Below are 14,654 nucleotides of genomic sequence, written 5' to 3'. Positions count from 1 at the left end.
AAGCACAGCAGAAGAGGCGTCAGGAGGCGACGAATGGCGACGCAAGCGGCCATCCACCCCGTCGTGCGGCAGGTCACCGAGCGCATCGCGCACCGCAGCGAGCGGACCCGGCGCGAGTACCTCGACCGCATCGCCGCGGCGGCGGGCGAGGGTCCAGTCCGGTCCGGGATGCCCTGCAGCAACCTCGCCCACGGGTTCGCGGCGTGCAGCGGCGCGGATCGGATCGCGGTGCGCGGCGAGACCAAGCCCGGCGTGGCCATCGTGTCCGCCTACAACGACATGCTCTCCGCGCACCAGCCCTACGCCGCGTACCCCGAGCAGATCAAGGACGCGGTCCGCGAGGCCGGTGGCGTCGCCCAGTTCGCGGGCGGGGTCCCCGCGATGTGCGACGGGATCACCCAGGGACGGACCGGGATGGAGCTCTCCCTGTTCTCCCGCGACGTGATCGCGATGGCCACCGGGGTGGCGCTCTCGCACGAGATGTTCGACGGGGCGCTGCTGCTCGGGGTCTGCGACAAGATCGTGCCCGGCCTCCTCATCGGCGCGCTCGCCTTCGGACACCTGCCGACGATCCTGGTGCCCGCCGGGCCGATGGCCTCCGGCCTGCCCAACAACGAGAAGAGCCGGATCCGGCAGTTGTTCGCCGAGGGCAGGGCGACCCGCGAAGAGCTGCTCGAAGCCGAGTCGGCCTCGTACCACTCCCCCGGCACCTGCACCTTCTACGGCACCGCGAACTCCAACCAGCTCGTCGTCGAGGTGATGGGACTGCACCTGCCGGGCTCCAGCTTCGTCGCCCCCGGGACCCCGCTGCGCCGGGCGCTCACCGAGGAGGCCTCGCGGCAGGTCGTGGCACTCGCGAAGGGCTCCGAACAGGCCCCGATCGGGCAGCTCCTGGACGAGCGGGCGCTGGTCAACGGCGTCGTGGCGCTGCTGGCCACCGGCGGCTCCACCAACCACACCCTGCACCTGCCCGCGATCGCGGCGGCCGCCGGGATCGAGCTCACCTGGGACGACTTCGCCGAGCTCTCCGCCGTGGTGCCCTCGCTGTCGCGGGTCTACCCGAACGGCTCCGCGGACATCAACCACTTCGCCGCCGCCGGAGGCGTGCAGACCCTCGTGGGGCAGCTGCTCGACGCCGGGCTGCTGCACCCCGACGTGCACACCGTCGCCGGGTTCGGCCTGGACCGGTACCGGCAGCAGCCGTTCCTGGAGGACGGTGAGCTGGTGTGGCGCGACGCCCCGGCCGAGAGCCTGGACCCCGACGTGCTGCGCGGGGTGGGGGACGCCTTCGCCCCCGACGGCGGGCTGCGGGTGCTGCGCGGCAACCTGGGGAGCTCGGTCATCAAGGTCTCGGCGGTCAAGCCGGAGAACCGGGTCGTCACCGCCCCCGCCCGGGTCTTCGAGGACCAGCACGAGTTCACCGAGCTCTTCCGCGCCGGTGAGCTGAACCAGGACGTCGTGGTCGTCATCCGCAACCAGGGGCCGCAGGCCAACGGGATGCCCGAGCTGCACGGGCTCACCCCGTCGCTGGGAGTGCTCATGGATCGCGGCCACCAGGTCGCGCTGGTCACCGACGGGCGGATGTCCGGGGCGTCCGGCAAGATCCCCGCCGCCATCCAGGTCACCCCGGAAGCCACCTCGGGCGGGCCGCTGGCGCGGGTGCGCGACGGCGACATGATCCGGCTCGACGCCGACCAGGGAACCCTGGAGGTGCTCGTCGGCAACGAGGAGTTCGCCTCCCGCGAGCCGGCTCCCGGCGCTCCGGCGGCGCAGCACGGCACCGGACGCGAACTGTTCGCCACCTTCCGGCGCGCTGTCGGCCGCGCCGACCAGGGCGCCAGCGTGTTCGCCGCGCAGCAGCGCGCCGACGAGCCGACCGACGTGGCGGTCTGAGCCGCCGCACCGGAGTGCGCGGGTGGGCACCGCACCTCCCGCGCACCGCATGACAGGATCACCGCCTGCACAGGCGTTTCACGGAAACCGGGTGAACACCACCATGAAGACTGCCTCCGAAGTGCTCGACCTCAGTCCCGTCGTCCCGGTCGTCGCGCTCGACGACGCCGCGCACGCGGTACCGCTGGGCCAAGCGCTGCTGCGCGGCGGCATCCGCACCATCGAGGTCACCCTCCGGACCTCCGCCGGGCTGCCCGCGATCGAACGGCTCGCCGCCGAGGTCCCGGAGATCGTCGTCGGCGCGGGCACCATCACCGAGGTCGGGCAGGCCGACAAGGCCCGCGAGGCCGGAGCCCGCTACCTCGTCACCCCCGGCAGCACCGACCGGCTGCTCGACGACGTCGAGGCCAGCGGGCTTCCCTGCCTCGCCGGGATCAGCACCGCCTCCGAGGCGATGCGGCTGGCCGAACGCGGGATGACGGCGATGAAGTTCTTCCCCGCCGAGGCCAGCGGCGGCGTCCCGTACCTGAAGTCGCTCGCCGGTCCGCTGCCGCAGCTGCGGTTCTGCCCCACCGGCGGCATCGGCACCGACAACGCGGGCCGCTACCTGGCGCTGCCCAACGTGGGGTGCGTCGGCGGCTCCTGGCTCGCGCCGAAGCAGCTCCTCGAGACCGGGCAGTGGGGACAGATCGAGGCGCTGGCCCGGCAGGCCGCCGCCCTCGGCTGAACCTCCCGCGAACGCGGTAGGCGGTTTCCCCCTCGCGCGCCATCCGCGCGGCGGGTACCGCTGCGTAGCGTCGGAGACCCTCGATGCTTGGGCGGTCACCGAATGCACCTGCGCGCCACACCTCGCCGCTGGCCGGGGCCCGCTCCCGCGTGGTCCCGGCGAGCCCCGGGCGCCCTGCTGCTGGTCGTGCTGCTCGCCCTCGGCCCGGGCGGTCCGACCGGCTCGGCACGGCCCGCGGCGCCGGAGCGCCCGGGGACCGTCGTCAGCTTCACCTTCGACGACGGCAGCGCCTCGCAGACCGCGGGCGCCGACGTGCTCCGGCGGCACGGGATGCGCGGCACCTTCTACATCATCTCCGGGGCGATCGGCAGCCCCGGCTACCTCGGTCACGACGACCTGCGGCACATCGCCGGATCGGGGCACGAGATCGGCGGGCACACCGTCACCCATTCCGACCTGACTCGGGTCAGCCCCGACGAGCGACGCAGGCAGATCTGCGACGACCGGGCGAACCTGACCCGGTGGGGTTACCGCGTCACCTCGTTCACCGCTCCGTTCGACGAATCCGACGAGGGCGTGCGCAGGGCGGTGCGGGCGTGCGGCTACAACAGCTCCCGGACCATGGCCGGACTGCACTCGGTCCGCGACTGCCCGGACTGCGCGGCCGGGGAGACCACGCCGCCCGCCGATCCGTTCGCGATCAAGTCCCCGGGCATGGTCACCCGCGAGACCACCGCCGCCCAGCTGCAGGAAGCGGTGCGGCGGGTCGAGGACTCCGGCGGCGGGTGGCTCCCGCTGGTGCTGCACCAGACCTGCGACACCTGCGGGCCGCTGGCCGTGCCTCCGGAGGTGCTCGACGAGTTCGCGGGCTGGCTGCGGCAGCGCGGCACCGCCGTGCGCACGGTGGACGAGGTCGTCGGCGGTGCGGTCGCTCCCGTGCACCGCGCACCGCCACCGCAGGAGCGGGTGCGCCCGGTGAACGCCTCGCTGGAGGAACCGGGTCCGGAGGGGGCTCCGCTGGGCTGGCAGACCGGCGGGTGGGGCGAGAACACCCCGGTCTGGACCCGGACCCGGGACGCGCACGAGGGCGAATGGGCGCAGCGGCTGGACATGCCCCGCTTCACGTCGGGCGATGCGAAGCTGATGTCCACGCTGGACCTCGGGGAGTACGCGCTGCCCGTGCGGACGGGGAGCAACTACGCGCTCAGCACCTGGTTCAAGTCGACCGCGCCGACCCAGTTCGCGGTGTACTACCGGGACCGGGCCGGGCAGTGGCGGTACTGGACGGCCGGGCCCACCTTCGGCCCGGCCGAGCGGTGGGCGCTCGCGCGGTGGACCACGCCGCCCGTGCCGGAGGAGGCGACCGGGCTCAGCTTCGGGCTCGCGCTGTTCTCCCGGGGTTCGGTCACCACCGACGACTACGCGGTGCGGCTCGACTCCGAGGCGAGCAACGACAGCGCCTGCCGGGAGCTGGCCTGGTGGGTCCCCCGGCGGTGGACGTGCCTGTGAGCGGCGAGGAACCGGGGGTGGACGCGGATGCCGAGCACCCGGACGCACGCCGTGGTGGCGCTGGCGGCGGCGCTGATCGCCACGTCGTGCGCGGATGAGGAGCCGGTGCTGTCCGGGCGCGCGTACCCCTGGCACACCCGGATCGTGGCGACGACCTTCTGGGTCGGGGAGGTGCTCGATCCGGACGCCTCGGACGGCAGCCAGATGATCTCGGCCTACGACTCGGCCTGGCAGCGGCACTACGGCGGCTGCGACGGGGTGCTGATCGACGGCAGGTGCGAGACGGAGCCCCGCACCGCGGCCCACGAGTTCTTCCCCACCCGGATGGCACCGCGCGAGAACCCCTTCTACCTAGACCTGCCCTTCGACGACCTGAACGATCCGATCGCCTTCGCGCGGCGCGGGAGCGTGGTGCCGTGGAGCCGGGACCCCGGCTACGCCGGGCGGGAACGGGACCGGTCCTTCAGCTACCTCAAGAACCGCTGGGTGCAACTGGTCCGGGGCGGCGTCACCTGCTTCGGACAGATCCAGGACGCCGGGCCCGCCGAGTACCACGACGCGCGCTACGTGTTCGGGCACGACGACGCGCGCCCGGCGAACACCCGGTTCAACGGGGCCGGGATGGACGTCTCCCCCGCGCTGAACGGCTGCCTCGGCTTCACCCGGCTCAACGGGGCGCAGGACCGGGTGGGCTGGCGCTTCGTCGACGAGGTCGACGTCCCCGACGGCCCGTGGCGCCGGATCGTCACCACCTCACCGCCGACGCCGTTCTGACCGCGGGACCGGTCAGGCCGCGCGTTCGGTGCTGATCCGTTCGACGGCCTGCGGGATCGAGTCGAAGACGGGGACGCCGGTCGCCTCCAGCGCGGCGCGGCTCATCACGCCCGTGGCCACCAGGACGCACCCGGCGCCGACCTCCTCCGCTGCCCGCGCGTCGTCCACCACATCGCCGATGAGCACCACGTCGGCCGGAGGCAGTCCCTGCTCCGCGAGGTGCCGCCCCAGGTGTTCGGCCTTCGGGCCGCCGCCGACGTCGGTGCGCAGTCCGTCGACGCGCTCGAACAGGGGCAGCAGCCCCAGCTCGGTGATCAGCGGGACCAGCTCGTCGTGGAACCACATCGACAGCAACGACTGGGTGCCGCCGGCGACCGCCCACTCGCGCAGCACCTCCGGCACTCCGTCCGCGAGCCGGGCCGTGTGCACCAGCTCCCGGTAGTGCCCGTGGTAGAGCACGTCGAGCCGGTCCCAGTCCGCCGGGCTCAGCGGGCGCTCCAGCAGCCGCTCGTAGCACTGCAGCAGCGGGCGACTGAAGATCGACCGCCAGCGCTCCAGGTCGATCGGGTCGCGGCCGAACTCGGCGCAAACCGAGTTGACCGCCGAGACCACGGCCTCGTTGTCATCGAGCAACGTGCCGTTCCAGTCCCACACGATGTGCCGCGTCTCCGTGCCAGCACCGGCTCGCATAACACCCCTGTTCCGCTCGGCTGCGCTCGTCGGGTCGCCCGGAGCCGACCCGCGCGTCCGCCAGTGCGCGATCACGTGATCATCGGGGAGGCCCGGTCGGGCAGCCTACTGGACGGCGGCGCGGTCACGGCAGCTCCGCGTCGTCCGTCCCCGCGTCCAGCTCCGCCCGGTCGAGCTCGTCCTTGACCACCCGGAAGGCCAGCCCCTCCGGGTATCCCTTGCGGGCGAGCATCCCGACCAGCCGCCGCAGCAGCTTCTCCCGGTCGTCCACCCGGCCGGAGCGGAGCTTGCGGCGCACCAGTTCCCGCGCGCGTTCCTCCTCCGACTCGGCGTCGACCGCCGAGAGCGCCTCGGCGACGAGCTCCTCCGCCACGCCCTTGCGGCGCAGCTCGTAGCCGAGCGCCTTGCGTCCGAGGCCTCGATTGCGCTGCCGCTCGTTGACCCAGGCCTCGGCGAACTCCGCGTCGTCCACCAGCCCGGCGTCGACGAACTTCTGCAGCACCGCGTCCGCCACGTCCTCGTCGATCTCCTTGCGCAGCAGGGCCTGCCGCAGCTCGGATCGGCTGCGGGCGCGCACCGCCAGCAGCCGGTACACCACGTCGCGAGCCTGCGCCTCCGGGGATTGCGGCACCCCGGGCGGACGTTCCTCCCGCTGCCGTCCTGGGTCGCGCTGCCGTCCGGAGTCGCGCTCCGGGAGCTGACCCTCCGCCCTCGCGCTGCGCCGACGGCGGTTGCCGGGAGCCGGAGCGCTGTCCGCGCCGGGTCGGGCCCCGGTATCCCCCGGGCCCGGGATGCCGGAGGCCGGGCTCTCGGGGCCCGGGCCACCGGGAGGCCCCTCGGTGCTGCGCCACACACCTCCGCCGCCGGACCGCCCGCCGCCACGCCGCGGGCGGGGGCTCTCGGCGAAGTCGTCCTCCGAGACCACCGGGCTCAGAACTCGACAGGAGCCGGGGCGGCCTCGTCGGCGTCCAGCTTGGCCCCGATGCCGAGCTTCTCCTTGATCCGCTTCTCGATCTCGTTGGCCACGTCCGGGTTCTCCCGCATGAACTTGCGGGCGTTCTCCTTGCCCTGGCCGAGCTGGTCGCCCTCGTAGGTGTACCAGGCACCGGACTTGCGGATGATGCCCTGCTCCACGCCCATGTCGATCAGCGAGCCCTCGCGGCTGATCCCGATGCCGTAGATGATGTCGAACTCGGCCTGCTTGAACGGCGGCGCGGTCTTGTTCTTCACGACCTTCACCCGGGTCCGGTTGCCCACCGCGTCCGAACCGTCCTTGAGCGTCTCGATCCGGCGCACGTCCAGCCGCACCGAGGAGTAGAACTTCAGCGCCTTGCCGCCGGTGGTCGTCTCCGGGCTGCCGAACATGACGCCGACCTTCTCGCGGAGCTGGTTGATGAAGATCGCCGTGGTCTTCGCGTTGTAGAGCGCCGAGGTCAGCTTGCGCAGCGCCTGGCTCATCAGCCGGGCCTGCAGGCCGACGTGGCTGTCGCCCATCTCGCCCTCGATCTCGGCGCGCGGCACCAGCGCGGCCACCGAGTCGATCACGATGCAGTCCAGCGCGCCGGAGCGGATCAGCATGTCCGCGATCTCGAGCGCCTGCTCACCGGTGTCGGGCTGGGAGACCAGCAGCGCATCGGTGTCCACTCCGATGGACTTGGCGTACTCCGGGTCCAGCGCGTGCTCGGCGTCGATGAACGCGGCGGTGCCGCCCAGCTTCTGCGCGTTGGCCACCGCGTGCAGCGCGACCGAGGTCTTGCCGCTGCTCTCCGGGCCGTAGATCTCCACGATGCGACCCCGCGGCAGGCCGCCGATGCCCAGCGCCACGTCCAGCGAGATGGAGCCGGTGGGGATGACCTCGACCGGCGCCCGCGACTCGTCGCCGAGCCGCATCACCGATCCCTTGCCGTACTGCTTGTCGATCTGGGCCAGGGCCAGTTCGAGCGCCTTGCCCTTGTCCGGTGTCGCTGCCATCGGGGGTCCACCTCGGTCAAGTCGGACTGTCGTCGTGCTCGCACGACGCTACGGGGTGGGACCGACACTCCGGTGCGCTGGCCCGATCGCCGCTCCGGCGAGGAGGCCGGTCCGCAACCGCGTCCGATCCACGCCACCGATCATAGGCGAACGAATGTTCGATCGACGAGCCGACACGCCAGTGCCGTCACTCCAACGAGGGGCAGAAAACCCGTCCCGCACCGGAACGGGGGACAGAAGGGGCTCAGCGGCGGGCCGCGGGCACCCCGAAGCTGTCGCACAGCGCCCGCCACACCTGCTTCGGCGGGTAGCCCGCTTCCAGCGCCTGGTCCACCGTGCGGCCGCCGAGCTCCGACATCACGTGGTCCTCGGCGAGCATCTCGGCGCGCAGCCTGCCGAACTCCTGAGCCATCCGTTCGCGGAAATCGGTGTGTCGCATCGGTCCCAGCGTACTCAGCGCGGCCGCGGGTACCGTCGCGGTGTGCTGCCGATGCAGACCGATCCGACCGGGTTGTCCAGCCCGCTGGGCCAGCTGGTGATCGCGGCGATGCTGCTGGTCGCCATCGTCGTGGCGCTGCGCTGGTTCTGGAACCAGCGCGGGCGCTGATCAGGCGGCGCCCGGCTGCACCAGCCGCTCGAACTCGTCGGCCACGCCGTCCGGGGTGAGCCGGTGGTCGCCGTTCGGGGTGAGCACAGCGCCGACCACCGGGAGGTCGTCGGCCGTGAACACGGCGGTGCCCACCGACTCCCCCACCACCGCGCGGTAGCGGCCGGTGAGACCGCCGCCGGACCAGGCCGCGCGCACCTCGCCGCCGGCCGCGCCGTGGAACATCAGCAGCAGTTCCGCCCGCTCCCGCGCCGCCTCCACCGAGTCCAGGTGCGCGTAGATTACGAGCGCGGCGTCGTCCGGATTGCCCTCCGCGCAGGAGACGACCACCCCGCCGAGATCGCGCAGGCCGGGGACCGGGCGCTGCCAGCCCGGCGCGCAGTGCGCCCGCTCCGGCAGGTCTCCCGCGAGCGCGCGCAGGCAGGGCGTGAAGCCCTCCGCGTCCCTGGCCGAGACGTCCCGGCACTCCGCCGCCCCGGGCGCCGCGCCACCACCGCCGAGCGCTCCCGCCAGCACCACCGCCGCGACCAGCACGAGCGCGGCCGCGAGCGCGCCGCCGAGGACCAGCGGGCGGCGGGAGGTGCGGCCCGGCGCGGGCGGCGGGACGGGGAAGGCGGGCGGCGGGTAGCCGCCGGGCGGGGTCGGCGGGGCGAATCCCGAGCGGTCGGTGCGCGCCGCGCCACCGTCGCGGGCCACGTGGTGCGCGCCCAGCGCGACGGCGGTCTCCGGCTGGTCGAGGCTGGTGGGCACGATGCCGAGCTCCTCCCCGATCAGGCTCGCGACCAGCGGCAACCGGCTGGAACCACCGACCAGGTAGAGCCCGGCGAGTTGCTGCGGACCCATTCCCCCGGCTCGCAGCAGCGCCGCCAGCATCTCGACGCTGCGGCGCAGGCTCGGCCTGATCAGCGCCTCCAGCTCCTGCCGGGTGACCAGCACGTCGGCGAAGGGCTCCGGCATCGGCACCTCGGTCTGCACGTGCCGGGACAGCACCTCCTTGGCCTCCCGGACGTCCTCGCGCAGCGCGCGCTGAGCGCGGCGGTCGGCGGTGGTTCCCGGGCGCAGGAGGGCTTGCCACCGCTGCGGGTCCTTGTTGGAGACCTGGCGGCCGACGTGCTCCAGCAGCGCTTGGTCCACGTCGAGGCCGCCGAGGTCGGCGAGCCCGTCCTCGGCCAGCACCGCGAAGCCACCGGGGGTGGCGCCGACGACGGCGCAGTCGAAGGTCCCCGCGCCGAGGTCGTAGACCGCCAGCACCCCGCCCGGCGGCAGCGCGCGCCCGGGGAACGAGGCGAAGTGCGCCGCGGCGGCGACCGGCTCCGGGATCAGCACCAGCTCGCCGCGGAAACCGGCCAGCCGGGCCGCCGACAGCAGCACGGTGCGGCGGGTGGGGCCCCACTGCGCGGGGTGGGTGAGCCGGACCTCGTCGGGCTGGGCACCGCCGAGCTGGCGGGTGGTCTCCTCGGCGACGCGGTGCAGCACGGCGGCCATCGCGTCGGTGACGGTGATGATCGCGTCCCCGAGCAGCAGGGTGCCCTCGTCGATGCGGCGCTTCGGGTTCGGCTCGAAGCGGGACGGGTCGAGCCGCGCGCGGCGCTCCGCGTCCCGTCCCACGACGATCGCACCGTCCTCGGTGGCGAACACGGCCGACGGCATCGTCGCCGAGCCGTCGACCTCGACGACTCGCGGCGGCCTGCCGTGCGCGGACAGCACCGCGACCGTGTTGGAGGTGCCGAGGTCCACCGACAGCACGCGCACCGGTTGTGTCCTTCCCTCACCGGATCCGGGAGTCCGGACCACCCGTTCTGATGAATGTTGTCACGACGGACGATCACGGGTGGGCTGTTCGGGGGAATCGTTCCCGGCCGCGCTGTCGGTGCCGTGGTCCAGCATGGGGTCGTGGACGACGCGCTGGACGGCTTCTCCCCCGCCACCCGGGACTGGTTCCGGAGCGCCTTCCACGCCCCGACGCAGGCGCAGGCCGGGGCGTGGGAGGCGATCCGGGCGGGTGAGCACGCCCTGGTGGTGGCGCCGACCGGCTCCGGCAAGACGCTCGCCGCGTTCCTGTCCGCCCTCGACGACCTGGGCGCGGCCGGCCCTCCGGAGGAGCCGAAGCGGCGCTGCCGCGTGCTGTACGTGTCCCCGCTGAAGGCGCTGGCGGTGGACGTGGAGCGGAACCTGCGCGCCCCGCTCGCCGGGATCCGCCAGGCCGCGCTGCGCCGCGGCGGGACGCCGCCGGAGATCCGGGTCGGGATGCGCACCGGGGACACCCCGGCCGAGGAGCGGCGCGGCTTCGCCCGCACCCCCCCGGACGTGCTGGTGACCACGCCGGAATCGCTGTTCCTGCTGCTGACCTCGGCGGCGCGGGAGTCGCTGCGCGGGGTGCGGACGGTGATCGTGGACGAGGTGCACGCGGTCGCGGGAACCAAGCGCGGGGCGCACCTGGCGCTCTCGCTGGAGCGGCTCGACGAGCTGCTGGCCGAGCCCGCGCAGCGGATCGGGCTGTCGGCCACGGTGCGCCCGGTCTCGGAGGTGAGCACCTTCCTCGGCGGGGGCCGCCCGGTCCGCGCGGTGCAGCCGGAGGAGGTCAAGCAGGTCCGGGTCACCGTCGAGGTACCGGTGCCCGACCTGGCCGAGCTGGGCTCGACGGCGGGCCAGGACGCGGAGGAGGCGGGCGCCGAGCAGCGGACGTCGATCTGGCCCTCGGTGCAGGAGCGGGTGCTGGACCTGATCGGAGCGCACCGGTCGACGATCGTGTTCGCGAACTCGCGGCGGCTCGCGGAGCGGCTCACCGCGGGCATCAACGAGCTCGCCGCCGAGCGGGCCGGGGAGACCGCGGAGCCCGACCGGTTCCCGGCGGAGGCGGTCGGCGGATCCGGCACCACCTCGGGCGCGGCGGTGGCGGTCGCGCGGGCGCACCACGGCTCGATGTCCAAGGAGCAGCGCTCGCTGGTCGAGGAAGAGCTCAAGTCGGGGCGGCTGCCGTGCGTGGTGGCGACCTCCTCCCTGGAGCTGGGCATCGACATGGGCGCGGTGGACCTGGTGGTGCAGGTGGAGACGCCGCCGAGCGTGGCCTCCGGGACGCAGCGGATCGGCCGCGGCGGGCACCAGGTGGGCGCGGTCTCGCGCGGGATCGTGTTCCCGAAGTTCCGGGGCGACCTGGTGGGCTGCGCGGTGGTCGCCGAGCGGATGGCCGCCGGGCTGATCGAATCGCTGTCCTTCCCGCGCAACCCGCTGGACGTGCTGGCTCAGCAGGTCGTGGCGATGGTCGCGATGGAGCCGTGGCCGCTGGAGTCGCTGGCGCGGGTGGTGCGGCGGGCCGCGCCGTTCGCCGGGCTGCCGGACTCCGCGCTGTACGCCGTGCTGGACATGCTGGCGGGCCGCTACCCGAGCGAGGAGTTCGGGGAGCTGCGGGCGCGCATCGTGTGGGACCGGGTGCAGGACGAGCTGCGAGCGCGCCCGGGCGCGCAGCGGCTCGCGGTGACCTCGGGCGGCACGATCCCGGACCGGGGGCTGTTCACCGTGACGACGCCGGGCGACGAGGAGGCAGGGCGCGGCGGGGTGCGGGTCGGCGAACTGGACGAGGAGATGGTCTACGAGTCGCGGGTGGGCGACACCTTCCTGCTCGGGACCTCGTCGTGGAGGGTCGAGGACATCACACACGACCGGGTGATCGTGGTGCCCGCCCCCGGGCAGGCGGCCCGGATGCCGTTCTGGCGCGGTGATTCGCCGGGAAGGCCGCTCGAGCTGGGCCGGGCGCTGGGCGCGTTCGTCCGGGAGCTGGTGGCCGCCGACCGGGAGCGCGCGGTCCAGCGGATGACCGCGGCGGGCCTCGACGAGTGGGCGCGGGACAACCTGCTGGCCTACCTGGAGGAGCAGCGGGCGGCCACCAGGCACGTGCCGGACGACCGCACGATCGTGGTGGAGCGCTTCCGCGACGAGCTCGGCGACTGGCGGATGGTGGTGCACTCGCCGTTCGGCGCCCAGGTGAACGGGCCGTGGGGTCTGGCGATCGGCGCCCGGTTGCGGGAGCGGCGCGGGATCGACCCGCAGGTGGCGTCCTCCGACGACGGCATCGTGGTGCGGCTGGCGGACGCGCTGGACGAGTCGGGGGCGGACGTGCTGCCGAGCGCGGAGGACGTGCTGCTGGACGCGGACGAGGTGCAGCGGGTGGTCACCGAGGAGGTCGGCGGGTCAGCGCTGTTCGCGGCACGGTTCCGGGAGTGCGCCGCGCGGGCCTTGCTGCTGCCCCGGCGGGACCCGCGGAAGCGCTCCCCGCTGTGGCAGCAGCGGCAGCGCTCGGCGCAGCTGCTGGCGGTGGCGGCGCAGTACGAGCAGTTCCCGATCGTGCTGGAGGCGATGCGGGAGTGCGTGCAGGACGTCTACGACGTGCCGGGGCTGGCGGAGCTGATGTCGCAGATCGCCGCCCGCCGGGTGCGGGTGGTGGAAGTGGAGACGCCCTCGCCCTCGCCGTTCGCGCGCAGCCTGCTGTTCGGATACATCGGGATGTTCCTGTACGAGACCGACGCCCCGCTCGCGGAGCGTCGATCGGCGGCGTTGAGCCTGGACTCGACGCTGCTGGCGGAGCTGCTCGGCTCCGAGGCGCTGCGCGAGCTGCTGGACCCGGAGGTGGTCGCCGAGGTCGAGGCGCAGCTGCAACGGCTCGTGCCCGAGCGGCACGCGAAGGACGCGGAGTCGGCGGCGGACCTGTTGCGGTTCCTCGGTGATCTGTCCACGGCGGAGGCCGGGGAACGCGGGATCCGGCAGGAGTGGCTGGCGCTGCTGCAGGAGCAGCGGCGGGTGCTGGAAGTCCGGATCGCCGGAACACCGCGGTGGATCGCGGTGGAGGACGCGGGCAAGGTGCGGGACGCGCTGGGCGTCGCGCTGCCGGTCGGGGTTCCCGAGGTGTTCACCGAGCCGGTCACCGATCCGCTGGGCGAGCTGCTGATCCGGTTCGCCCGCTCGCGCGGTCCGTTCCCGGCCGAGGCGGCGGCGCGGCGGTTCGGCCTGGGTGTCGCCGTGGTGCACGACGTGCTGGACCGGCTTGCCGGGTCGGGCAGGTTGGTGCGCGGGGAGCTGCGGCCGCTGGAGGCCGGGGGCGGGCAGGCTCTCGAGTACTGCGACGCCGAGGTGCTGCGGCGGTTGCGGCGCGGCTCGCTGGCGCGGCTCCGGTCCGAGGTGGAGCCGGTGGAACCCGCGGCGCTGGGCCGGTTCCTGCCCTCCTGGCAGGGGGTGGGGGCGCGGGTGCGCGCGGCGCCGACGGTCGACGACGTGTACTCGGTGGTCGAGCAGCTGGCCGGGGCTCCGCTGCCGGCGAGCGCGCTGGAGTCGCTGGTGCTGCCCGCTCGGCTGCCCGGGTACGCCCCGGCGCTGCTGGACGAGCTGACCTCCACCGGCGAGGTCTCCTGGGTGGGCTCGGGTTCGCTGGCCGGGGGCGACGGGTGGATCGCGCTGGCACCCACCGACGTGGCCGACCTGCTGCTGCCGGACCCCCCGGAGGCGGTGGAGCTGACCCCGCTGCACCAGGCGGTGCGGACTTCGCTGGAGGGCGGGGCGCAGTTCTTCCGGGGGCTGGCCGACCGGGCCGGGGCGCTGCTAGTGGAGCGGGACGAGGAGGCGCCCGCCGACGAAGCGGTGATCGCGGCGCTCTGGGACCTGGTGTGGGCGGGCGTGGTCACGAACGACACGCTGGCGCCGCTGCGGGCGCTGGTCTCCGGTCGGGGTGCCGCGCACAAGGCGCGGCGGAGCGCGCCGCGCGGCCGGTACGCGCGGCTGCGCGCGGGACGTCCGTCGATGCCGAGCCGCAGCGGTCCACCGACCGTCTCGGGCCGGTGGTCGCTGGCGCCGGTGCCGGCGGCCGAGCCGACCCGCAGGGCGCACGCGCGGGCGGAGTCCTTCCTGGAACGCCACGGCGTGCTCACCCGGGGAGCGCTGGAGGCGGAGCGGGTCAGCGGCGGGTTCTCCGCCGTCTACAAGGTGCTGCGGGCGATGGAGGAATCCGGGCGCTGCCGCCGCGGCTACGTCGTGGAGGGACTGGGCGCGGCGCAGTTCGCGGTTCCCGGGGCGATCGATCGGGTGCGGGCATCGGCCGGACCGGAGGAGGCGGAGCGGCGGGCCGTGGTGGTGCTGGCGGCCGCGGATCCCGCCCAGCCCTACGGCGCGGCGCTGCCCTGGCCCGACCCGGTGGGCGAGACCCGGCACCGCCCGGGACGCAAGGCCGGGGCGCTGCTGGTGCTCGTCTCCGGCGCGGCCGTGCTCTACGTGGAGCGCGGTGGCCGGTCGCTGCTCTCGTTCACCGAGCAGGAGCAACCGCTGCGGGACGCGGCGGACGGCCTCGCGCGCGCGGTGCGCGAGGGCTGGCTGGGAGAGCTGGCGGTGCAGCGCGCCGACGGCTCCGGGGCTTGGGGCTCCCGGATGGCCGAGATCCTCACCGACGCGGGCTTCCGGCCCACGCCCAAGGGCCTCCGCCTCCGCGCGTGAGGCGATGCC

11 protein-coding genes are annotated in these 14,654 nt (G+C 74.2%); 6 read left to right on the top strand and 5 right to left on the bottom strand.

Features of this window, described 5'->3' with window-relative positions; all coding sequences use genetic code 11:
* Nucleotides 1-33 precede the first annotated feature (33 nt).
* From edd to ACL03H_RS08335, 4 genes are all read left to right on the top strand, one after another.
* Nucleotides 34-1,893: a phosphogluconate dehydratase gene (gene edd / locus ACL03H_RS08350; RefSeq protein ID WP_412810537.1), complete on the top strand. Its 1,860-nt coding sequence runs from the start codon at nucleotides 34-36 to the stop codon at nucleotides 1,891-1,893.
* Between the two features lie 103 nt (nucleotides 1,894-1,996).
* On the top strand, nucleotides 1,997-2,620 hold the full coding sequence (gene eda / locus ACL03H_RS08345; protein ID WP_412810536.1) for a bifunctional 4-hydroxy-2-oxoglutarate aldolase/2-dehydro-3-deoxy-phosphogluconate aldolase: 624 nt from the start codon (nucleotides 1,997-1,999) through the stop codon (nucleotides 2,618-2,620).
* Between the two features lie 87 nt (nucleotides 2,621-2,707).
* Nucleotides 2,708-4,129: a polysaccharide deacetylase family protein gene (locus tag ACL03H_RS08340; RefSeq protein WP_412810535.1), complete on the top strand. Its 1,422-nt coding sequence runs from the start codon at nucleotides 2,708-2,710 to the stop codon at nucleotides 4,127-4,129.
* Nucleotides 4,130-4,156: 27 nt separating this feature from the next.
* Entirely contained in the window at nucleotides 4,157-4,903 is a 747-nt protein-coding gene (locus ACL03H_RS08335) for a hypothetical protein (protein ID WP_412810534.1), read from the top strand.
* A 12-nt stretch (nucleotides 4,904-4,915) separates the two neighbouring features.
* Here the strand turns inward: ACL03H_RS08335 and ACL03H_RS08330 are convergent, their stop codons facing one another.
* The 4 genes from ACL03H_RS08330 to ACL03H_RS08315 all read right to left on the bottom strand — a co-directional run bounded on the left by ACL03H_RS08330 (nucleotide 4,916) and on the right by ACL03H_RS08315 (nucleotide 8,003).
* Nucleotides 4,916-5,593 (bottom strand): HAD family hydrolase, encoded by a 678-nt coding sequence (locus tag ACL03H_RS08330; protein WP_412810533.1) that lies wholly within the window; start codon nucleotides 5,591-5,593, stop codon nucleotides 4,916-4,918.
* A gap of 124 nt (nucleotides 5,594-5,717) precedes the next feature.
* A complete protein-coding gene (locus tag ACL03H_RS08325) occupies nucleotides 5,718-6,224 on the bottom strand; it encodes a regulatory protein RecX (protein WP_412810532.1) in 507 nt (168 codons plus the stop codon).
* Between the two features lie 299 nt (nucleotides 6,225-6,523).
* Nucleotides 6,524-7,564, bottom strand: coding sequence for a recombinase RecA (gene recA / locus ACL03H_RS08320; protein ID WP_412810531.1), 1,041 nt, complete (start codon nucleotides 7,562-7,564; stop codon nucleotides 6,524-6,526).
* 244 nt (nucleotides 7,565-7,808) lie between these two features.
* A complete protein-coding gene (locus ACL03H_RS08315) occupies nucleotides 7,809-8,003 on the bottom strand; it encodes a DUF3046 domain-containing protein (RefSeq protein ID WP_412810530.1) in 195 nt (64 codons plus the stop codon).
* A gap of 42 nt (nucleotides 8,004-8,045) precedes the next feature.
* Here ACL03H_RS08315 and ACL03H_RS08310 point away from each other — a divergent pair, with 42 nt between their 5' ends.
* Nucleotides 8,046-8,171 carry a hypothetical protein gene (locus ACL03H_RS08310; RefSeq protein WP_412810665.1) on the top strand — a complete coding sequence of 42 codons (126 nt, stop codon included), beginning with the start codon at nucleotides 8,046-8,048 and terminating at the stop codon, nucleotides 8,169-8,171.
* On the opposite strand, the gene ACL03H_RS08305 is transcribed toward ACL03H_RS08310, so the two are convergent.
* A complete protein-coding gene (locus tag ACL03H_RS08305; protein WP_412810529.1) occupies nucleotides 8,172-9,923 on the bottom strand; it encodes an Hsp70 family protein in 1,752 nt (583 codons plus the stop codon).
* 141 nt (nucleotides 9,924-10,064) lie between these two features.
* On the opposite strand from ACL03H_RS08305, the gene ACL03H_RS08300 reads away from it, so the two are divergent.
* Nucleotides 10,065-14,645 (top strand): ATP-dependent helicase, encoded by a 4,581-nt coding sequence (locus ACL03H_RS08300; protein ID WP_412810528.1) that lies wholly within the window; start codon nucleotides 10,065-10,067, stop codon nucleotides 14,643-14,645.
* Nucleotides 14,646-14,654 lie beyond the last annotated feature (9 nt).

The organism is Saccharopolyspora antibiotica, assembly GCF_047200635.1.
Classification (GTDB): domain Bacteria; phylum Actinomycetota; class Actinomycetes; order Mycobacteriales; family Pseudonocardiaceae; genus Saccharopolyspora_C.
The sequence above is the reverse complement of the archived record's forward strand: the minus strand, read 5'-3'. Positions and strand labels throughout refer to the sequence as shown.